General features: G+C 70.9%; 18 protein-coding genes. 9 read left to right on the forward strand and 9 right to left on the reverse strand.

Features of this window, described 5'->3' with window-relative positions:
* Nucleotides 1–19: 19 nt before the first annotated feature.
* Nucleotides 20–1726, forward strand: coding sequence for an AMP-binding protein (locus ACYVP9_RS11675; protein ID WP_460604982.1), 1707 nt, complete (start codon nucleotides 20–22; stop codon nucleotides 1724–1726).
* 59 nt (nucleotides 1727–1785) lie between these two features.
* On the opposite strand, the gene ACYVP9_RS11680 is transcribed toward ACYVP9_RS11675, so the two are convergent.
* Both ACYVP9_RS11680 and ACYVP9_RS11685 read right to left on the reverse strand, forming a co-directional pair.
* Nucleotides 1786–2640, reverse strand: a complete 855-nt coding sequence (locus ACYVP9_RS11680) for a hypothetical protein (RefSeq protein WP_460604985.1) — start codon at nucleotides 2638–2640, stop codon at nucleotides 1786–1788.
* A gap of 254 nt (nucleotides 2641–2894) precedes the next feature.
* Entirely contained in the window at nucleotides 2895–3461 is a 567-nt protein-coding gene (locus ACYVP9_RS11685; protein ID WP_460604987.1) for an adenylate kinase family protein, read from the reverse strand.
* Nucleotides 3462–3602: 141 nt separating this feature from the next.
* Between ACYVP9_RS11685 and ACYVP9_RS11690 the strand changes: the two genes are divergently transcribed.
* Together ACYVP9_RS11690 and ACYVP9_RS11695 are read left to right on the forward strand one after the other, a co-directional pair.
* The gene (locus ACYVP9_RS11690) at nucleotides 3603–3737 is read left to right on the forward strand and encodes a hypothetical protein (RefSeq protein WP_460604988.1); all 135 of its coding nucleotides are present in this window, start codon (nucleotides 3603–3605) and stop codon (nucleotides 3735–3737) included.
* Nucleotides 3734–4045: a hypothetical protein gene (locus ACYVP9_RS11695; RefSeq protein ID WP_460604989.1), complete on the forward strand. Its 312-nt coding sequence runs from the start codon at nucleotides 3734–3736 to the stop codon at nucleotides 4043–4045. Before ACYVP9_RS11690 ends, ACYVP9_RS11695 begins: the two co-directional genes overlap by 4 nt.
* A gap of 542 nt (nucleotides 4046–4587) precedes the next feature.
* On the opposite strand, the gene ACYVP9_RS11700 is transcribed toward ACYVP9_RS11695, so the two are convergent.
* On the reverse strand, nucleotides 4588–4917 hold the full coding sequence (locus tag ACYVP9_RS11700; protein ID WP_460604991.1) for a DUF6191 domain-containing protein: 330 nt from the start codon (nucleotides 4915–4917) through the stop codon (nucleotides 4588–4590).
* A gap of 106 nt (nucleotides 4918–5023) precedes the next feature.
* Between ACYVP9_RS11700 and msrA the strand changes: the two genes are divergently transcribed.
* The 5 genes from msrA (at nucleotide 5024) to ACYVP9_RS11725 (ending at nucleotide 8485) form a co-directional block, all read left to right on the forward strand.
* Nucleotides 5024–5689: a peptide-methionine (S)-S-oxide reductase gene (gene msrA, locus ACYVP9_RS11705; protein ID WP_460604993.1), complete on the forward strand. Its 666-nt coding sequence runs from the start codon at nucleotides 5024–5026 to the stop codon at nucleotides 5687–5689.
* A gap of 5 nt (nucleotides 5690–5694) precedes the next feature.
* A complete protein-coding gene (locus tag ACYVP9_RS11710) occupies nucleotides 5695–6588 on the forward strand; it encodes an Fpg/Nei family DNA glycosylase (protein WP_460604994.1) in 894 nt (297 codons plus the stop codon).
* Between the two features lie 14 nt (nucleotides 6589–6602).
* Complete coding sequence (locus ACYVP9_RS11715) at nucleotides 6603–6947, forward strand: rhodanese-like domain-containing protein (protein ID WP_460604996.1); 345 nt, start codon at nucleotides 6603–6605, stop codon at nucleotides 6945–6947.
* A 40-nt stretch (nucleotides 6948–6987) separates the two neighbouring features.
* On the forward strand, nucleotides 6988–7908 hold the full coding sequence (locus ACYVP9_RS11720) for a glycerophosphodiester phosphodiesterase (RefSeq protein ID WP_460604999.1): 921 nt from the start codon (nucleotides 6988–6990) through the stop codon (nucleotides 7906–7908).
* Between the two features lie 193 nt (nucleotides 7909–8101).
* Nucleotides 8102–8485, forward strand: coding sequence for an ATP-binding protein (locus tag ACYVP9_RS11725; RefSeq protein ID WP_460605000.1), 384 nt, complete (start codon nucleotides 8102–8104; stop codon nucleotides 8483–8485).
* Between the two features lie 35 nt (nucleotides 8486–8520).
* Here the strand turns inward: ACYVP9_RS11725 and ACYVP9_RS11730 are convergent, their stop codons facing one another.
* Entirely contained in the window at nucleotides 8521–13350 is a 4830-nt protein-coding gene (locus ACYVP9_RS11730; RefSeq protein ID WP_460605002.1) for an NAD-glutamate dehydrogenase, read from the reverse strand.
* Nucleotides 13351–13435: 85 nt separating this feature from the next.
* Here ACYVP9_RS11730 and ACYVP9_RS11735 point away from each other — a divergent pair, with 85 nt between their 5' ends.
* The gene (locus ACYVP9_RS11735) at nucleotides 13436–14887 is read left to right on the forward strand and encodes an NAD-dependent malic enzyme (RefSeq protein ID WP_460605003.1); all 1452 of its coding nucleotides are present in this window, start codon (nucleotides 13436–13438) and stop codon (nucleotides 14885–14887) included.
* 46 nt (nucleotides 14888–14933) lie between these two features.
* On the opposite strand, the gene ACYVP9_RS11740 is transcribed toward ACYVP9_RS11735, so the two are convergent.
* From ACYVP9_RS11740 to hppD, 5 genes are all read right to left on the reverse strand, one after another.
* The gene (locus ACYVP9_RS11740; RefSeq protein ID WP_460605005.1) at nucleotides 14934–15428 is read right to left on the reverse strand and encodes a barstar family protein; all 495 of its coding nucleotides are present in this window, start codon (nucleotides 15426–15428) and stop codon (nucleotides 14934–14936) included.
* Nucleotides 15429–15431: 3 nt separating this feature from the next.
* On the reverse strand, nucleotides 15432–16736 hold the full coding sequence (locus ACYVP9_RS11745) for a ribonuclease domain-containing protein (protein ID WP_460605006.1): 1305 nt from the start codon (nucleotides 16734–16736) through the stop codon (nucleotides 15432–15434).
* Nucleotides 16737–16803: 67 nt separating this feature from the next.
* Nucleotides 16804–17856 (reverse strand): pyridoxal phosphate-dependent aminotransferase, encoded by a 1053-nt coding sequence (locus ACYVP9_RS11750; RefSeq protein ID WP_460605007.1) that lies wholly within the window; start codon nucleotides 17854–17856, stop codon nucleotides 16804–16806.
* The gene (locus ACYVP9_RS11755) at nucleotides 17853–19496 is read right to left on the reverse strand and encodes a DEAD/DEAH box helicase (protein ID WP_460605009.1); all 1644 of its coding nucleotides are present in this window, start codon (nucleotides 19494–19496) and stop codon (nucleotides 17853–17855) included. The genes ACYVP9_RS11750 and ACYVP9_RS11755 overlap by 4 nt, the downstream gene beginning before the upstream one ends.
* 21 nt (nucleotides 19497–19517) lie before the next feature.
* Nucleotides 19518–20711 carry a 4-hydroxyphenylpyruvate dioxygenase family protein gene (gene hppD, locus ACYVP9_RS11760; protein ID WP_460605010.1) on the reverse strand — a complete coding sequence of 398 codons (1194 nt, stop codon included), beginning with the start codon at nucleotides 20709–20711 and terminating at the stop codon, nucleotides 19518–19520.
* Nucleotides 20712–21018: the final 307 nt, after the last annotated feature.

Below are 21018 nucleotides of genomic sequence, written 5' to 3' on the forward strand. Positions count from 1 at the left end.
GCGCTGGTAGGACAACTACATGGACATCCGGAAGCTGGCGTTGCAGGCGCTCGAACGGGCGGGGCTCGAGGCGCGGTACGCCGCGACGCTGGTGCAGGCGGGTGGCACCGACATCGCGTTCACGCTGCCGCACAAGCTGGCGCCGGCGCTGCGCGACGTGGTCGTCTACGGGCCGGCCGGCGCCGCGATCTCCCTGGGGGCTGCCGCGTTCGGTGACCGCGCCGCGATCGTCGACGAGATCGGCTCGATCTCGTTCGCCGAGATGGAGAAGCAGAGCAACGCGCTGGCCAACTCACTGCGCGAACGCGGGGTCGAGCCGCGCGACGGCTTCGGCATCATGTGCCGCAACCACCGCGGCCTGTGGCTGTCGCTCGCCGCCGGTGCGAAGCTCGGCGCGAAGACGCTGCTGCTCAACACCGACTTCGCCGGCCCGCAGCTGAAGGACGTGTGCGAGCGCGAGGGCGTCAAGGCGCTCATCCACGACGAGGAGTTCGCCGACGTCGCCGACGCGGTGTCGCTCGAGGGCGGCAAGTTCGTCGCGTGGCACGACGGCGAGGCCCACGCCGACACCCTGATGAGCCTGATCGAGAACGGCAGCACGTCCCGTCCGCCGAAGCCCGACGCGAGGCAGAAGATCGTGCTGCTGACGTCCGGGACGACCGGTACGCCCAAGGGCGCGCCGCGCGACATGGCGCTGTCGCTCGCGCTGCCCGGCGGCTACCTGTCGAAGATCCCGCTGCGGGCCGGGCGGACGGTCGTGCTCGCCGCCCCCGGTTTCCACGCTTGGGGACTGCTGTCGTCCATGCTGTCGCTGGGTCTTGGCAACACGCTGGTCACCGCGCGCAAGACCGATCCGGCGTTCACCTGGAACGCGCTCGAGGAGCATAAGGCCGACACGCTCGTGACCGTCCCCATCCTGCTGTCGCGACTGCTCGACGTCGGTGAGGACGAGATCGGCAAGCTCGACCTCTCGAATTTGCGCGTGATCGCGCTGTCGGGTTCCGCGCTGCCGACCGACCTCGCGACGCGGACGATGGACCTGCTCGGCGACATCGTCTACAACCTCTACGGCTCCACCGAGGTCGCCTACGCCACCATCGCGACACCGCAGGACATGCGGTCCGCGCCCGGCACCGTCGGCAAGCCACCGCCCGGCACCACGATCAAGATCCTCGACGACGACGGCAACGAGCTGCCCACCGGCGAGTCGGGCCGCATCTTCGTCGGCAGCACCATGCAGTTCGAGGGCTACACCGGCGGCGGCTCGAAGGAGACCGTCTCGGGGCTGATGTCCACCGGCGACGTCGGACGCCTCGACGACGACGGACGGCTCTTCGTCGACGGCCGCGACGACGACATGATCGTCTCCGGCGGCGAGAACGTCTTCCCCGCCGAGGTCGAGGACCTGCTGGGCTCCTACGACGGCGTCTCGGACGTCGCCGTCGTCGGCGTCGACGACGAGAAGTACGGCAAGCGGCTGCGCGCGTACGTGGTCAAGGACGACGGCGCCTCCGTCGAGGAGCAGGAGCTCAAGGACCACGTCAAGAGCAACCTCGCCCGCTACAAGGTGCCCCGCGAGATCGTGTTCATCGACGAGATGCCCCGCAACCCCGCCGGCAAGGTCGTCAAGCGCGAACTCCCCGACCCGGACGGCGACGCGAACTCCGACTCCAACTCCAAATCCGACTCCGACGCGAACTCCGACTCTGGCTCCGACTCCGACTGACCCGCCCTTTCTGTTGAGTGGCGCGGAAACCCGCTCTGTGGCGCAGAATTTCGCGCCACTCAAGCCCATACCGCGCCACTCGACCTGAGGGAGCGAGCCTGTTCCCACCAGAGTTGCTTCACCCGACGGACGACGACGTCCGGCTGCCGGAAGACCTGGCGCTTGTCGACGAAGAGCACCCGCCAGTTGCTGCGTGACTCGACGTCGGTGGCGCGGGTGAGGTCCTTGGGTCGCTGGTCGTCGGTCTCATGGACCGCGCCCTGGTACTCGACCGCGAGCTGCACTTCGTCGAAACCGAGGTCCGGTTCGAACATCCACTGCCCGAACTCGTCGTTGACCGCTCGGTTCACCTCCGGACGCGGGAACCCGGCGTCGAGCAGGACCCACCGCAAGTGACTCTCCGGTCGCGAACGGGCACGCCCGTCCAGACAGTGCACGACCTGTCGCGCCGCCACGACACCCGGGCGCCGGCGGGCGCGGGCGACGACCTCCGCGATGTCGGCGTGCGTCGCGCCGGCGCGCAGGGCCGAGTCACCCAGTGCCACGAGATCTCCGCGCCGGTAGCGCGCCGCGAGATCCAGCCATGTCCGTGCCGGGCTCGTCACCGCGAGCCCCTCGACCTCCACCACGTCGGCGGACGGCACGACCAGACGCCGGCACCGGATCTCGTCGCGCCGGCTGTGAGGCCTTTCCGCCGGCAAGCCGCGAGTGGGGTGCAGGACGACCTCGAGCCGGACGTCGGGTTCCCCGGGCAACCACATGCCGTGCAGCCGCGCAGCGGACTCGCCGGCGACGACGGTCCCCGGCGGACACGCACTGAGCAGCGCGGCGATCCGGCCGACGTCGTCCGACGCCTGGAGCGGCGAGCGGTGCACCCCGTGGGTGAGACGGACCAGTCGATCGGAAGAGGACATCCGCGCAGCCTGCGGTGGACCGCGCCCTGGCCGCGTTGGCGCCTGTGGACGACCGCGCGCCGTCCACAGGCCGGCCGGGGTCCTTGCGGAAAGCCGGTTCGGTCCCCAACGTGCCAGGTTCTCCGGATGGCCGGTGCGAACCGGTTGAGTGGCGCGGAACCCGATTCTGTGGCGCGATTTTTCGCGCCACAGAGCGGGTGATCGCGCCACTCAACAAAAGGGCCGGGGCGGGCCGGGCGGGTGGTGCAGGCGGCTCAGCGGGAGGGGAGGACGGCGAGGATCGCCCGGGTGACCGACTCCTGGTCCTGGTCGGCGTCGACGACGTGGAGCAGCCCACGGTCGCGGTAGTGGTCGACGAGCGGCTGGGTGGCCTCGTCGAAGACCCGTAACCGGTTGCGGACGGTCTCCTCGTTGTCGTCCGAGCGGCCCTCGGTCTCGGCGCGGGCGAGGATGCGGCGCATCAGTTCCTCGCGCGGGACGTCGAGGTAGATGACGGCGTCGGGGCTCGCGTTCTCGGACGCGGCGAGCTTGCGTGCCTCGCTGGCCTGCTCGACCGAGCGCGGGAACCCGTCGAGCAGGTAGCCGTTGCCGCGGGCGGCGGCGAGCACGCGCGGCATCACCATCTCGATGATCACGTCGTCGGGAACGAGATCGCCCCGCTGCATGACGGCCTCGGCCTTGAGGCCGAGCTCGGTGCCCGTTTTCACCTCGGCCCGCAGCAGGTCGCCGGTGGCGAGATGTTCGAGGCCGAGCTCGCGGGCGAGGCGCTCGCCCTGAGTGCCCTTACCGGCACCGGGGGGCCCGATCAGCAGGACGTTCATGCCCTCACCTTTCCACCCGCCCTCGGACGGCTGCGTCCGGGACGGCCGTCGAGCGGAATCCCGTCACCCGCAGGTCACCTCGATGGTGCAGACTTCCCGCGAACTGCGGATTTCCGGCAAGTGGGTAGTAGCGGAGGAATCGTGTCAATCACCCAGGGGCGCCGTGGCGCCCGCATCGCCCTCGCGACCGGCGTCGCCGCCGCGACCGTCCTCGGTCTGGCCGCGACCGGCAGCCCGGCGCAGGCCGTCCCGTCCACGGGCACGCCATGGACATGACCGGCTGGTTGCAGGGACAGGTGTTCGTCCAGACCGTCGACGAGCAGGAGGTCGAGGCCGTGACCGCGTTCCTGAACGCGCGCGGCCTCGGCTTCCAGGTGCTGACGCTGTCGGAACGGATGGTCGTCGAGGGCGCGCCGGAGAGCGAGGACGTGTCGGCGGTCTCGAGCGACCGCTTCAGCATCGCGATCCAGGTCGGCGGGTTCCCGCAGGTCGTCGGGCCGGTGCTGCAGGACCTCATCGCCCGCGTGCACGGCGGTTCCTGGGATCCGGACGAGCCCGGTGAGATGGGCCTGCAAGGTCCCTAGTCGGGCCGGAACCGCCCAAGACCGGCGGAGCGGGACGGACTCGTGACGCAGCGTCATCGGGGCGTCCACGGAGGGTCCCGGCAGGGTCCCGCCGCGACACGCCGAACGTCCCGCCAGAGGTCCTGAGCCGGACCAATCAGCACGAAATCGCGTCCGGTTTGCCCGGGCATACGACCGCATACCGGACGCTCTGCGGACGTTCACGAATTACAGGTATGTAGTTTCGGGTTCAACACTTGACTTCACGCGGGCCACGCAGGCATATTTCTTCTTGTCAGGCACGGAAGCCGGCGAACACAAAGTCCGGGACGGACCTGACGCAGTACCCCGAGGGTCATCGGTGAATCCCCCGCTCACCGATTCTCTCGAGTCAGGTCTTTCAGTTCGACTCGGTGAATCCCCCGCTCATCGAGACGGGCGCACGACAGACCACAGCACGTCCAGACCCCCGGTGAATCCCCCGCTCACCGGGGGTTTGTGCTGTCCGGAGAACGGCCCGTGAGATGCGGGTCCGCGCTCTGCGCGATCGGGGCGCCGAGGTGTCAGGCGCGGCCGCGCCGCTTGAGCGCCCGCAGCTGCGCCGGCGTGAGGTCCTTCTCGTCCTTCGGAGTCTTCGGAGCCTTCGCCGGCTTCGATGCCTTCGACGCCTTCGCGCCCGCGGCCGACTCGTCCGTCGCGGACGGGTCGATCTCCTCGGTCCCGTCCGCCGCCTCGTCGTCGCGCTGGATGGTGACCTTGCCGGACTCGAGGTCGATGCGGCGGCCGCCCGAGGCGTCGCCGACCTCCTCGCGGGTGGACTGCAGCCGGCGCTTCTCCTCGTCCATGTGACGCTTCGCCGGGTTGAACAGGGTGTCGAGGCCCCACTGCGTCATGCCGTGCGCCTCCTGTCGGACCGGGGTGGGAACGGCAGGCCGGGACCGGCCGTGACGCCCACCGCGTGCATGGCATCGAGCCTACGTCCTGCGTAGCCTCGGACGCATGCTGTTCTCACGCCCGAAGACACAGCTCGTGGAGCCCGAGCGCGCGCTGCGCGGCCGCGACCACTACGAGTTCCCGGTGCCCTCGACCCACTACGTCAACGGCAACCCGATCCAGCCGCCGTTCCCGGACGGCTACGAGCAGGCGGTGTTCGGTGCCGGCTGCTTCTGGGGCGTCGAGGAGGTGTTCTGGCAGCTGCCCGGCGTGTTCACGACCGCGGTCGGTTACAGCGGCGGCATCACCGCCCACCCCGACTACGAGGAGGTCTGCTCGGGCCTCACCGGCCACACCGAGGCCGTGCTGGCGGTGTACGACCCCGAGCAGGTCGACTACGCGCGCCTGGTCGCCACGTTCTTCGAGAACCACGACCCGACGCAGGGCATGCGGCAGGGCAACGACGTCGGCACCCAGTACCGCTCGGCGATCTACTGGACGTCCGAGGCTCAGCGCGAGGTCGCCGAGCAGGCCGCCGCACTGTACGGCGAGACCCTCGACGGTCTCGGCTACGGCCGGGTGACGACCGAGGTCGCCCAGCTCGGGCACTTCTACTACGCCGAGGCCTACCACCAGCAGTACCTGGCGAAGAACCCGAACGGATACCGCTGCCACAGCACCACCGGCATCACGTTCCCGATCGCCGACCTCGGCAGCCGCCTGAGCCGGTAACGCCCGTGCCCGAACTGCCCGAGGTCGAGGCGCTCGCGACGTTCCTGCGCGAGCGTGCCGTCGGGCAGCGGGTCACGCGGGTCGACGTCGTCGCGTTCAGCGCGGTCAAGACGTTCGACCCGCCCATGGCGGTGCTGAACGGCGCGTACGTCGTCGACGCCGCCCGGTACGGCAAGTTCCTCGACCTCGTGGTCGCGTCCGAGGCGGCGGGTGAGGTGCTGCACCTGGTCACGCACCTGTCGCGCGGCGGCTGGCTGCACTGGCGCGAGTCGCTGCCGCCGGCCCCGCCGCGTCCCGGCGGCAAGAGCACGATCGCGCTGCGGGTGCACCTGAGCCCCGAGTTCGACGACGGACCCACGCCCGGCTTCGACCTCACCGAGGCCGGGACGAAGAAGCGACTGGCCGCGTACCTCGTCCGCGACCCGCTCGACGTGCCCGGCGTGGCCCGCCTCGGTCCCGACGCGCTGGCGATCGGACGCGACGAGCTCGGCACCCTGCTCACCGCGCAGCGCGCGCAGCTGAAGCGGGCCCTGACCGACCAGACCGTGCTGGCAGGAGTGGGCAACGCCTACTCCGACGAGATCCTGCACGCGGCGAAGCTGTCGCCGTTCAAGAACACCGGCAAGCTCACCGAGGACGAGATCAGCCGGTTGCACGAGGCCGTGGTCACGGTGCTCACCGACGCGGTCGGCCGGTCGGTCGGGCACCAGGCGGCCACCCTGAAGTCCGAGAAGCGCAGCGGCATGAAGGTGCACGCCCGCACCGGCCTGCCGTGCCCGGTGTGCGGCGACACCGTCCGCGAGGTGTCCTTCGCCGACCGCAGCTTCCAGTACTGCCCCACCTGTCAGACCGAGGGCCGCGAACTCGCCGACCGGCGGCTGTCGCGCCTCATCAAGTAGGTAGCGTCGAGACCATGCATCCGCACGAGGTCCCGTCCGTCGGCATCGACGGCATCCCCGACGACGCCGTCCTGCTCGACGTGCGCGAGGACGACGAGTGGCGCGCCGGCCACGTCGACGGCGCCGTGCACGTGCCGATGAACTCGGTGCCGCAGAAGCTGTCGTACGACCCCGGCGAGCTGACCCCCGATGCGCGCATCGTCGTCGCCTGCAAGGCCGGCGGACGGTCGGCGCAGGTCACCGCGTTCCTGCGCAACGCCGGCTACGACGCCGTCAACCTCGAAGGCGGCATGCTCGCCTGGCACGCCGCCGGCAAGCCGATGGTGACCGACGGCGACAGCGCCCCCACCGTCCGCTGACCATCCCGCGTTCACCGGCACGCCACCTGGAGCGGTCACGATGGCCACCGTGAGAGTGCGGACCGGACCGCCGGTGACGCCACCGGCCCGTCCGATGCTGGTCGCCCACCGCGGCGCGTCCCGCGCGGTGGCCGAGCACACCCTGGCCGCGTACCAACTCGCGATCGACGCCGGCGCCGACGCCCTCGAGTGCGACGTCCGCATGACCCGCGACGAGCATCTCGTCTGCGTGCACGACCGGACGGTCAACCGCACGTCCGACGGCCGGGGCGTGGTCAGCGAGCTCGACCTGCGCTCGCTCGACGCCCTCGACTTCACCTCGTGGCACGCCGACCTGCCGGCGTCCGCGGACGGGCTCGTCACGACCGAGGCCGCCGACAACCCCTACCTGGCCGACGTCGCCCCCGACAGCGCGGCCGACGGGGGCGTGCTGACGCTCGAGATGCTGCTGGGACTCGTCCGCGACGCCGACCGTCCGGTCAAGCTGCTCATCGAGACCAAGCACCCGACCCGCTACGCCGGCCTGGTCGAGAAGACGCTCGTCGAGATGCTGCAGCGCTTCGGATGGGCCGGTCGGCCCGGCCCGCCGCGGTCGCTGCGCGAACCGGCCGATCCCGACAGCCGCGTCGTGGTGATGAGCTTCGCCCCCACCGCCGTCCGCCGGGTGAAACTGCTCGCCCCGGACGTGCCGACGGTGCTGCTGCTCGACCGGCTGCTGCCGCTGCGGCGCGAGGGGCTGCTGCCCGCCGGGGTGACGATCGCCGGTCCCGGACTGCACCTGCTGCGCGCCGACCCCGGGTACGTCGAGCGGGCACACGCCCGCGGCTACCCGGTGTACGTCTGGACGGTCGACGAGCCCGAGGACGTCGAGTTCGTCCGCGGGCTCGGCGTCGACACGATCATCACCGACCGTCCGCGGGAGGTGCTCGCCCAGCTCGCGTCCGCCGAGCGTTCGGGGTGAGGCGGTCCGGGTGAGGCGATCCGGGCGAAGCGGGCATCAGCGCATTCGAGGACGAGTCCGTTGGCGCGCAACCGACGGGTCGGCGGTCCGGGACGCCCGCGGCATGCCCGGCGTCACCCGGGCGGTTAGACGCCGGACGGGGTCGGGGACCCTGCCGGGAGCATTCGTAACGCAGTCCGGAGGAGTCGTGGACGTGGGTTCGTTGCGCGTCCGACACGATGCGACGAGCGCAGGAGAGGTACGTCGCAAGATCGCCGCCGACCTCGCTGCCCGATCGGTCACCCCGGACGCGATCGACGATGTCGTGCTCGTCGCCAGTGAGCTCGTCGGCAACGCCGTCACCCACGCCGCGGAGCACGGCAGCCTCGACGTCGCCTGGCAGCTCGAGGACAGCACCGTCATCGTGCGGGTCCGCGACGGCAGCTCCGAGCAGCCCCACGTGCGCACCGTCCCCGAGACCTCACCCAACGGCCGCGGCCTGGCCATCGTGGCCGCCGTCGCCGTCGAGTGGGGCGTGCAACCGCTCACCGACGGCAAGCAGGTGTGGGCCCGGGTGCCGGTCCGCTACGCGGTCTGACACCCGGCGACCGTCCCCCCGAGCTGCCGGCCGGCTCAGCCGGCCAGCCCGCGCAGCACCCGCAGCGCCACCGACAGCGTCGCCAGGTCGACGTGATCGCGCGAGAGCGCGTCCGTGACCGTCTGCCGGGCGCGTTCGACCCGCTCGGTGTTCTGGTCGGCCCAGGCCAGGATGCGGGCGTCGACGTCCGGGTACTCGTGCTCGGCGGTGGTGGTCAGGACCGCGGTCGTGATGGCAGACAGGGCCGCGTAGACGTCGTGCCGCGCCGCCGAGCGGGCGAGCGTCGACCAGCGGTCGTCGCGCGGCAGCTCGGTCACCTTGGTCAGCATCTGGTCGACGCTGAGCCGTTCGGACAGCGCGTAGTGCAGCGTCGCGACCTCGCGGGCCGGACGTCCGGTGGCGTGCGCGATCTCGATGACGTCCAGCAGCAAAAACGCGCTCAGCAGTTCGGCCAGCCGGACCGCGAGATCGCGCGGCAGGCCGAGGCCGGTGAGCTTGTCGGCGTCGTCGAACAGCGTCTGGCGTTCGACGCCACGGAGCAGATCGGGGCAGTGCGATCCGAGCTCGCGCACGATGGGCTCGTAGCGGGAGATCTCGGCGGCGACGTCCTGGATCGGGAACCGCTCCTCGACCAGCCAGCGGGTGGCGCGGTCGATGAGGCGACGGATCTCCTGGTAGCCGGCGTGCTGCGCCTCGGTGGGGACCTGGTTGTCGAGCGCCTCGATCGCGCCCCACAGCGACGGCAGGTCGAAGACGCTGCGCACCACCGCGTAGGCGCGGGCGATCTGCGCGGTGTCGACGCCCGTCTCCTCCATCGCGCGGTGCACGAACGTCGTCCCCGCCCGGTTGATCATGTCGTTCACGACGACGGTCGTGATGATCTCGCGCTTGAGCGGGTGGTGCGGCAGCTGGTCGGCGAAGCGGGTGCGGATCGACTCGGGGAAGTAGTTCGCGAGCGCGTTCTGGAACCACGCCTCGTCCGGGAGCGTGGAGTCCTCGATGTGCTGCGTCAGCGTCATCTTCGAGTAGGCGACCAGCACCGCGTTCTCGGGCGACACCAGGCCGTATCCCTCGGCCTCGCGCCGGGCCATCTCCTGGTCACCGGGCAGGAACTCGAGCGCCCGGTCGAGCTCGCCCGCCCGCTCGAGCTCCTGCATGAAGCGCAGGTGCACGGACGCCAGCGCGGGGCTGAGCTTGCGGGCCATGCCGAGCAGAACGTTCTGCTCGTAGTTGTCGCGCAGCACGTGCTCGGCGACGTCGTCGGTGGCGGCCGCGAGGACGTCGTTGCGCTCGTCGACGGTCAGGTCGCCGGACGCGACCGCACGGTTGAGCAGAATCTTGAGGTTGACCTCGTGGTCGGACGTGTCGACGCCGGCGGAGTTGTCGATGGCGTCGGTGTTCACGTGGCCGCCGGCGCGGGCGTACTCGATGCGGCCGCGCTGGGTGAGGCCGAGGTTGCCGCCCTCACCGACGACGTGGCAGCGCAGCTCGGCGCCGTTGACGCGCAACCCGTCGTTGGCCTTGTCACCGGCGTCGGCGTGCGACTCGGTGCTCGCCTTGACGTAGGTGCCGATGCCGCCGTTCCAGAGCAGGTCGACCGGCGCGAGCAGCACAGCGTGCAGCAGCTCGTTCGGCGTCATGCGCGTCGTCCCGTCGGGCAGCGCGAGCCTCGCTGCGACCTGCGGGCTGATCGGGATCGACTTCGCCGTCCGCGGCCAGACGCCACCGCCCTCGGAGATGAGCGCGGTGTCGTAGTCGGCCCACGACGAACGGGGCAGCGCGAACAGGCGCTGCCGCTCGGCGAAGGACGAGGCCGCGTCCGGGTCGGGGTCGAGGAACACGTGGCGGTGGTCGAAGGCCGCGACGAGGCGGATGTGTTCGGACAGCAGCATGCCGTTGCCGAACACGTCCCCGGACATGTCGCCGATGCCGACGACGGTGAAGTCGTCGTTCTGGGTGTCGAGACCGAGCTCGCGGAAGTGGTACTTGACCGACTCCCACGCACCGCGCGCGGTGATGCCCATGGCCTTGTGGTCGAACCCGACCGACCCGCCGCTGGCGAACGCGTCGCCGAGCCAGAAGCCGTAGTCGAGCGCGATGCCGTTCGCGATGTCGCTGAAGGTGGCCGTGCCCTTGTCGGCGGCGACCACGAGGTAGGGGTCGTCGGCGTCGTAGCGACGCACCCGCGGCGGTGGCACCACGACCTGGGTGCCGTCGTCGCCGAGCGCGTAGTCGTCGGTGACGTCGAGCAGCGAGGCGATGAACGCCCGGTAGCAGCGAACACCCTCGGCCACCCACGCGTCCCGGTCGACGTTGGGGTCGGGCAGCCGCTTGGCGACGAAACCTCCCTTCGCGCCGGTGGGGACGATGACGGCGTTCTTCACCATCTGCGCCTTGACCAGGCCGAGGATCTCGGTGCGGAAGTCCTCCCGCCGGTCCGACCAGCGCAGCCCGCCCCGGGCGACCGAGCCGAAGCGCAGGTGCACCCCCTCGACCCACGGCGAGTGCACCCACACCTCGAAGCGCGGACGCGGCTGCGGCAGGTCGGTGATGCGACGCGCGTCGAGCTTGACCGCGATCGTGGTCCGGCGCTCGCCGGCGACGACGTCCTTCGTCCGGGAGTCGGTGCGGTAGGCGTTGGTGCGCAGCGTGTTGTTCACCAGGTCGAGCAGCGTGCGCAGGATGCGGTCCTGGTCGAGGCTCGCGACCCCGGACAGCAGGTGCTCGACGACGTCCGTGCGTCCGACCGGGCCCTTGGCGGTGTCGGTCAGCGGCGCCTCGTTGCCGCGGTCGGGATCGAACCGCGACTCGAACAGGTCGACGATCGCGGCCGCGATCCGGGTGTTGTCGTTCAGTGCCTGCTCGATGTAGCCCTGGCTGAACGTCGTGCCGGCCTGGCGCATGTACTTCGCGTAGACGCGGATGATGTTGATCTGCCACCACGTGAGGTCGGTGCGCACGACGAGGGCATTGAACCCGTCCTGCTCGAGCTGCTCGCGCCAGAGCAGCCGCAGCAGGTCGATGACGTTGGTGGTGCGCTGCTCGTCGAGTTCGACCCCTGACGGCAACCGCAACCCGAAGTCGTAGATCCAGCGGCACCCGCCGCCGACCTCGAACTCGTAGGGCCGCTCGTCGAGGACCTCGATGCCCATCTGGGTGAAGATCGGCAGCGCCTTGGCCAGCGACACCGCCTCGCCCGAGCGGTACACCTTGACCCGCTTGTCGGCGGCGTCGTCCGGGGCCGGGGTGTATAGGTCGAACGCGAGGCCGTCGGAGTCGGGCAGCTGGTCGAGACGCACGATGTCGCGCACCGCCGTGGCCGCGTGGAAGTCCTCCTTGTAGGCCTCGGGGATCACGTCGCGGTAGCGCCGGTAGAGCCGCTCGGAATCGTCCGGGCCGGTCGCGATGTCGAGAAGGTCCTGCAGGTCGTCGCCCCATCCGCGGGTCACCTTGGCGACCTCGGACTCGACCGCGGCGCGGTCGGGCTGCGGCACCGACGCACCCGGGCGGACGGCGATCAGCATCGACATGCGCGCCAGGCCGAGTTCGACGATGCGGTCGTCACGGCCGATGATCTCGCCCGGCCAGTAGCGGCTGACGACGGACGTGACCCGGCGGCGGGTGTCGGGGCCGAAACGGTCTGCGGGGAAGTAGACGAGCACGCCGACGAAGTCGCGGTTGAGGTGCGTGCGCGCGAAGACGCCGACCGTGCCGCGTTCGGCGCGGTCGACGACCAGCTGCGAGAGTCGCAGCAGGTCGTTGGTCGGGGCCTCGAGCAGCTCGTCGCGCGGCAGGGTGCGCAGGGCGGCGAGCAGCTGCCGTCCGCTGTGGCTGTTCGGACGGACACCCGCGCGCAACAGGATCTCGGCGATGCGGCGGCGCACGACCGGGACCCGTCCGACGACGCCGTCCTCGGCGTTGGTGATCAGGCCGAGGAAGACGTGCACCCGCTGCGGCTCGCTGCCCTGCGCGGGGGTGACCACGGTGACGCAGTCGTAGTGGACGGCGCGGCGCACGGTCGACACCAGGGGCGACTTGAAGATGACCAGCGGCGCGCCGCTGCGGAACGCGGGCAGCAGCTCGACGGGGGAGATGCGCGCACGACCGCGCAGCACGCCGTCGGCCGCGGGGTCGGTGCGCCGGGCCCGCGGCATCGCCAGCTCGTTGGGGGAGAACTCGGCGTGACCGAGCACCATGAAGTTGCCGTCGGCCAGCCAGCGCAGCAGCTCGCCGGCCTCCTCGCTGGTCTCGCGGTCGAACTCGCCCGGCTCGGCGACGAGTCGGTCGGCGAGGGTGCGGATGAGCCGGTACATCTGCGGCGCGTCGGCGACGGCGTGCAGGACGTCCTCGAGCACGCCGCGCAGCGCGGTCGCGAGAGCGTCGTGCTCGGCGCCGGGGACGGGATCGAGCTCGAGGTGCACCCACGACTCGACGACGGCGTCGGACGGGACGTCGGCGTTGTCGTCGATGTCGTGGACGCGGATCAGGCGGCCGTCGGAGTCGCGGGTGACCACCAGCTGCGGGTGCAGCATGCGCTGCACACCCCGGTTGCCCTCGGCGAGCTCGGCGACCAGCGACTCGATGATGTAGGGCGCGTCCTCGCTGACGATGTCGACCGCGGTCCGCAGCGGGAGGTCCTGCGGGCCGCCGGCCTCGCGGACCTGCAGCAGGGTGTGCCCCGGCGGCCGCCGGGCGCCGAACGCGAGCGCGGAGCGGGCGAGCTCCTGCAGGGACGCCTCGCTGCGTCCGGAGAGCTGCGCGCCCGCGTGGGCGAGGTAGCGACGGGCGAAGACGGCCGGGTCGACCTCGGAGGATCCCTCGGAATCCGTCGCGGTGTCGGTCTGGCTGTCGGTGGTGTCGGTCATGAGCAGGTCACTCCGTTGTGACGACTGGTCGGGGGCTGGCGCGGTCACCATCCTGTCACTGCACGGAAGGGGCAGGATGAGCGACATGAGCCAGCCGGTGTCCGACTTCCGCCGCAAACTGCCCACCGGGGCGTCGTACAGCATCACCGTGCGCGTCTACGCCGAGCCGTCCGCCTCCGTCGTCGGCGAGCTGGCCACGGTCGTCGGCTACGCAGGCGGGTTGCTGACCGCGATCGACGTGAGCGAGTCCCGTCCCGACCGCATCACCGTCGACGTCACCTGTTCGGCGACCAACGCCGACCACGCCACCGCGCTGGTCGACGCGATGCGCACCGTGCCCGGTGTGACCGTCCACCGGGTCAGCGACCGCACGTTCCTGCTGCACCTCGGCGGCAAGATCGCCGTCTCGCCGAAGGTCTCGCTGAAGACGCGCGACGACTTGTCCATGGCCTACACGCCCGGGGTCGGACGGGTGTCGCTCGCGCTCGCCGAGCACCCCGAGGACGTCGCGAAGCTGACGGTGAAGGGCAACTCCGTCGCGGTCGTGACGGACGGGTCGGCGGTGCTGGGTCTGGGCAACATCGGTCCCGGGGCCGCGCTGCCGGTGATGGAGGGCAAGGCGGCGCTGTTCAAGCGCTTCGCCGACATCGACGCGTGGCCGATCTGCCTCGACACCCAGGACGCGGACGAGATCGTGGCCGTGGTCAAGGCGATCGCGCCGGGCTTCGGCGGCATCAACCTCGAGGACATCTCGGCCCCCCGCTGCTTCGAGATCGAGGAGCGGCTGCGCGAGATCCTGACCATCCCGGTGTTCCACGACGACCAGCACGGCACCGCCATCGTGGTCACCGCCGCGCTGACCAACGCGCTGCGCTGCATCGACCGCCCGCTGTCCGAGGCGCGCATCGTCGTCGCGGGCGGCGGGGCCGCGGGCACGGCGATCGTGTCGCTGCTGCTCGCGGCGGGGGCGGCGAACGTCCTGGTGTGGGACCGCGAGGGAATCCTGAGCCCGACCGACGAGTCGTTGAACCCGGCGAAACAGCGCCTGGCCGGGCGGACGAACCCCGCCGGACGGACGGGCACGCTGCGCGACGCGCTGCAGGGTGCGGACGTGTTCATCGGCGTGAGCGCACCCGGCGTTCTCGATGCCGCGTGGATCCACGAGATGGCCGCGAAGCCGGTGATCTTCGCGCTCGCCAACCCGGATCCCGAGGTGGACGTCGACGCCGCCCAGCGCGTGGCCGCGGTCGTCGCCACCGGCCGCAGCGACTACCCCAACCAGATCAACAACGTGCTCGCGTTCCCCGGCGTCTTCCGCGGACTGCTCGACGCCCGCGCGCACGAGGTCACTACACCGATGCTGCTGTCGGCCGCGGACGCGCTCGCCCGCTGCGTCTCGGACGACCAGCTGAACGCGACCTACATCGTCCCGTCCGTCTTCGACCCGGCCGTGCCGACGGCCGTCGCCGCCGCCGTCCGCGACGCGGCCATCGCGACCGGCTCGGACGAGAAGGACGCGGCGCCGGTGTCGGGCTGACGCCCCCGCCGTGCACGAGGTCGCCTCGATCGGCGGACGGCCGGGTTCAGTCGAGGGCGACGACCGGAGCAGCCGTCAGGGTCGGATTCTCGAAGCGGTTGCCGAGCTCGTCGAGCTCCCTGTTGCGATGCTCGAGCTCGTCCAGCACGACGGCTCGCCTGTCGTCGGCGACGAGGACGATCCGAAAGGGGACTGAGGGTGCGGCGGCCCGGCGGCGCTGGACCACGTCGCACGCGAAGAGGCAGGCGCCCCTGACGACTGCGTCGGGAGCTTGGTCGAACGTCTCCACGACGAGGACGAAGGACGGGTCGCCCAGCCAATCCAGGTCGGCGACGGTGTCGATGGCAGCGTCGAGTCCACCGCCGTCGTCGAACGGGCTGTCGAATGCCGCCATGACGGCGGCAGCGAACGAACGCACGTCGGAGTGGTCGGCGAGCGAGAGGGCGACGGTCCGTCCACCGTCAGCGGTCCAGACGGCGGCGCGCTCTCGCGCTGTGGCGCCCCGATGGGCGACGAAGACGGCATGTAGGGGATCGGGCATCGGTCACGGTCCGATCAGGATGTAGTGGTCGTAGTGATCGCTGTAGTAGATCGCATCGGGGTCACGTGGATCGCCCGCGAAGATGATGCGGGCACGTCCCCGTGGCTGGCCCGGCACGGCGAGGTCGTACTTGCGGTAGTCGGACCGGGCGGGCAGCCGTCCGTCCGAGTTGTTGAACGGCTCGTTGTCGTGACCGGGACGCCGGACCCGTCCCTGGCGCGCGAGCGCGAGCAACCTCGGAACGTCGTCACGCAAGCGCTTCGGAACGCAGTTCAAGTCGACGGTCACGGTCTTCGTCAGCTTCGTCGGGCGGTAGCCGTTCGCCAGACGCTGGACCGTGGTGAGCGGCGGCGCTCCGGCGGGGGTCGCCGCGGCAGCCAGCGCCGCGGCGTCCGTGACAGGCGCGGTGATCAGCGAGGTCGCCGCGATCTGGACGGCCGCCGAGACGACGTCGTACGCGGTGCGCGAGGCGGCATCGAGGCGTCCGGCCACGCGGATGCAGGTGGCGAGGTGCCGGGCCTGTGCCGCGAGCAGGCCCTGCATGGCGGCGGGGTCGCCGGTGACGGCGCCCTTCAACCACTCCTTCCAGGCCGCCCTGACGACGTCGACGCCATCGGCGACCTCGCCGCACGCCTCGGCGATCACGTCGTGCGCGTCGGCCGCGGTGCGGAAGTTCGCGGCAACCGCCTCGACGACCCGATCGATGTCGTCCTGCTCCGGCAGTAGGGCGTCGACGAACACGAAGGCCTGGCTTTCGACGCTCTCGGCCTGGTGGCGAAGCACGGCAGCCGCGTTCGCCCAGTCGCCGGCGGCTACGCGCAGGGCGGCGGCGGCGCCGTTGGGCACCGTGTGGTTGTAGAGCATGCGGCCGAGCCCGGTGCCACCGCCGGGCAGCTCGGGGATCGGCGCGTCGCTGCTCGAGCGCGCCGACGGCAACGCGGGCAGCGACGACGGCACGGGGGTGGCCGGCAGCTCGTCCACCAGCACCGATGTCATCTGCCGTTCGCCGGCGGTGGAGGAGCTCTCGGCCGCGGCGTAGTTGCGGGCCGAGCAGCAGTACAGCGCGGACAGCCGCGCGACGCACTGGACGAGGGCGGACCACGCCTCACGCGCGTGCGCGGCCGCCGCGTCGTACGCCCCGGCGATCATCGCGCCACCGCCGGAGTCGCTGCCCGCCATGCCAGCGCCGCGTTCCAGCGAGAACGTCACGATCTGCCCTGTGCGGGTCATTCCGGCGACGACGTCGTGTGCGTTGCGCGCGGCGACCACGAACGCGGTCGTGTCGACGACGATGCGTGCAAGGGCCACCACCGCACGGTAGGAAATTCCGTCCTACGGCGCGCGACCGTCGGCCACGCCTGTGGACAACCGTCCGTCAGGCGAGCTTCTCGGCTGCCGCCAGGAAGAGGTCGTTCTCCGGCGGGGAGCTGATCGTGACGCGAGCGCCGCTGCCGGCGAAGGCGCGGGCAATGACGCCCTGCTCCTCGATGCCGGCGGCCCACTCGACGGTGCGGTCGCCGAGCGGTAGCCAGACGAAATTGGCCTGCGTCGGCGGCACCTCGTAGCCGAGCCGCAGCAGTTCGTCCCGCACACGCACCCGCTCGGACACGACCTCGGCGACCCGCGCGTCCAGTTGCTGCTCGCCCTCGGGCTCCAGCGATGCGAGCGCGGCCGCCTGCGCGACGGTCGACACCGAGAACGGCACCTGCGTCTGGCCGATCGCAGTTGCGATCGCCGGGTCGCCCGCTATCGCGTATCCGACGCGCAGACCGGCGAGCCCGTACGCCTTCGAGAACGTGCGCAGCACGACGACGTTGGGGAACTCCTCCAGCAGCGTCACGCCGTCCGGGACGTCGGTGTCGGTGACGAACTCGCGGTAGGCCTCGTCGAGCGCGACGACGACGTCGGACGGGACGGCACGCAGGAAGCGCACCAGCGCGTCGCGTCCGACCGCCGTGCCCGTCGGGTTGTTCGGGTTGCAGACGAACACGAGCCGCGTCTTGCCGGTGATGCGCCCGGCCATCGCGTCGAGGTCGTGCACGTGACCGTCCGACAGCGGCACCTGCACCGACGACGCGCCACTGACCGCGGTGATGATCGGATACGCCTCGAACGACCGCCAGGCGTACATGACCTCGTCGTCGGCATCGGCGACGGCCTGCACGAGCTGCGTGCACAGCGACACCGAGCCGCAGCCGACGCGCACCCGGTCGACCGGGACGCCGAGACGCGACGCGAGCACCGACGTCAGCTCGGTCGCGTTGCTGTCGGGGTAGCGGTTCACACCGGCGGCGGCGTCGGCGATGCGCTGCACGACGTAGGGCAGCGGCGGGGTCGGGGTCTCGTTGGACGCGAGCTTGATCGCGCCGGGGACCGTCCTCCCGGGGACGTAGGCCGGCAGCGTCGACAGGACCGGACGCAGCGTCACTTCTTGTCCTTCCCGAACGTGCGGGACGGCGGCTTGTAGCGCTCGACCCGCGCCTTGCGTCCCTTGATGAGGGTCGCCTGCAGCTTGTCGATGACCTCGGCCTCGGCGGCCGCGGGGATCTCGACGGTGGAGAACTTGTGCGTGATCTCGATGGCGCCGATCTGGCGTCCGGACACGCTGGTCTCGTTGGCGATCGCGCCGACGAGATCCTGCGGACGGACCTTGGCGGCGTGCCCCAGCCCGACGAAGATCGTCACGCTCTCGCCGACGTCGTTGCGCGGACGGGTCTTGCGGTCGCCCTTCGGCGACTCGGCGCTGACGGCGGGGATGTCGGGCTCGTCCTCGGGACCGCCGGCGCCGGCCTCGTGCGCGAGCTTCACCGCGGCGAGCGCGACCTCGACCAGGTCGTACTCGTCGGTGAGCGCGTCGACGACGACGCGGTACTGCTCGTACTCGCCCTCGACCAGCGCCTCCTCGAGCGCGGCGCGGGTGAGTTCGAGGCGGCGGGCGCGCAGGTCGGCGACGGTCGGCAGTTGCTCGACCGCGATCTTCTGCTTGGTCGCCTTCTCGATCGTCTTGAGCAGGCGGTGCTGGCGCGGCTCCACGAGGGTGATCGCGACGCCCTCACGGCCGGCGCGGCCGACCCGTCCGATGCGGTGGACGTAGGAGTCGGGCGCGGACGGCAGGTCGTAGTTGACGACGTGGGTGAGGTGGTCGATGTCGAGACCGCGGGCGGCGACGTCGGTCGCGACGAGCACGTCGGCGGTCTGGTTGCGCACCTTCGCCATGACCCGGTCGCGCTGGTCCTGGGTCATGCCGCCGTGCAGCGCCTCGGCGCGGTAGCCGCGCGCGTTCAGCGTCTCGCCGAGCGTGTCGACCTCGTCTCGGGTTTTGCAGAAGATCACCGCCGCGGTGGGGGCCTCGATGTCGAGCAGGCGTCCGAGCGCGCTCGCCTTATGCTGGCGGGGGACGAGATAGGCGACCTGACGGACGCGTCCGGCCTCGGCAGCGTCGGTGTCGCGCTTGATGCGCACCTTGACGGGATCGCGCAGGTAGGTGCTCACCAGGCCGTTGATGCGGGCGGGGAGGGTGGCCGAGAACAGCACGGTCTGCCGCTCGTCCGGCACCGCCTGCATGATCGACTCGATGTCCTCGGCGAAGCCCATGTCGAGCATCTCGTCCGCCTCGTCGAGCACGACCGTGCGCAACCGGGTCAGGTCGACGGTCCGGCGGCTGAGGTGGTCGAGCGCGCGTCCGGGAGTCGCGACGACGACGTCGACGCCGGTGCTCAGGGCCCGCATCTGCCGCTGGATGGGCGTGCCGCCGTAGACGGCGAGCACGCGGACGCCCAGCTCCTTGCCGTAGCGGTGCGTCGCCTCGGCGACCTGGATCGCGAGCTCGCGCGTCGGCACCAGCACGAGGGCCTGCGGCGCCGACCCGCCGGGCTCGATGCGCTGCAGCAGCGGCAGCGCGAACGCGGCGGTCTTGCCGGTGCCCGTCGCCGCCTGGCCGACGACGTCCCGGCCGCTGAGCAGGGCCGGGATCGTCTCGCGCTGGATCGGCGTGGGTTCCTCGTATCCGAGGGCGTCGAGCGCCCGCTGGATCTCAGGACGGAGCTCGAGGTCGGAGAAGGAAGTCACGTACCCAGGATCCCAGAGTCCCTACAGATTGCCGCGGGCGTCCTGCTCGCGCTCGATGGCCTCGAACAGGGCCTTGAAGTTGCCCTTGCCGAAACCGAGCGATCCGTGCCGCTCGATGAGCTCGAAGAACACCGTCGGACGGTCGCCCACGGGACGGGTGAAGATCTGCAGCAGGTAGCCGTCCTCGTCGCGGTCGACGAGGATGCCGCGCGCTTTGAGCTGCTCGACCGGCACGCGCACCTCGCCGATGCGGGCGCGCAGCTCGGGGTCGTCGTAGTACGAGTCCGGGGTGGCGAGGAACTCGACGCCGCGGGCGGTCATCTCGTCGACCGAGCGCAGGATGTCGTTGGTGGCGATGGCGATGTGCTGGCAGCCGGCCGACCCGTAGAAGTCGAGGTACTCGTCGATCTGCGACCGCTTCTTGCCCAGCGCCGGCTCGTTGAGCGGGAACTTGACCCGGTGGTTGCCGTTCGCGACGACCTTGCTCATGAGGGCGGAGTACTCGGTGGCGATGTCGTCGCCGACGAACTCGGCCATGTTCACGAAGCCCATGACCCGGTTGTAGAAGTCGACCCACTCGTCCATGTGGCCGAGTTCGACGTTGCCGACGCAGTGGTCGACGGCCTGGAACAGGCGCTTGTCGGGGCCGACCATCGTCGACGTCCGCTCGACGTACCCCGGCAGGTAGACGCCGGTGTAACGAGAGCGGTCGATCAGGGTGTGGCGGGTCTCGCCGTAGGCGGCGATCGCGGCACGGCGGATCGTGCCGTGCTCGTCGCTCACGTCGTTCGGCTCCTCGAGCACGGTGGCGCCCTGGGCGCGGGCGTGCGCGATGCAGCGGTCGACGTCCGGCACCTCGAGGGCCAGGTCGATCACGCCGTCGCCGTGGCGGCGGTGGTGGTCGGCGTAGGCGCTCGCCGGATCGACGGCGCCGATGATCACGAAGCGCGCCGAGCCGCTGCGCAGTACGAATGCCTTGTGGTCCCGGTTACCGGTCTCGGGGCCGCTGTAGCCGACCAGCGTCATGCCGAACGCGTGCTGGTAGTAGTGCGCGCTCTGGGTGGCGTTGCCGGCGACGAACACGACCGCGTCCATCGCAGTGACCGGGAACGGGTCGGACTGCGGGTCGTACTCCACGAGACCGACCAGCTGCTTCAGACGGTCGACGGTGAGGTCGGCGGCGCGCTCTTCGGGGGTGAGGTCGACGGTCGTCATGGCTCGAGCGTGCGACGGTGGCGTTCGGTGCGCAACATGAAGCAATCCTCACGAGCACTGTGCGCAGAATGCCTAGCCGTGTCCGCTTGAGACTGGACAATGTGCACACCGATGAGAGGCTCGCCGGGAATCAGAGCGATCGGCGGTGAGGCCGGCGCTCCGTGCGCGGGCGTCCGGCTGCGCCGGGCGCCCACCTTCTCGAAACAATTGAGACGGCTTCACGAGACGGCTTCACGAGACGGCTTCACGAGACGGCTTCACGAGACGGCTTCACGAGACGGCTTCACGAGACGGCTTCACGAGACGG

It is taken from the genome of Jatrophihabitans fulvus, from assembly GCF_054781375.1.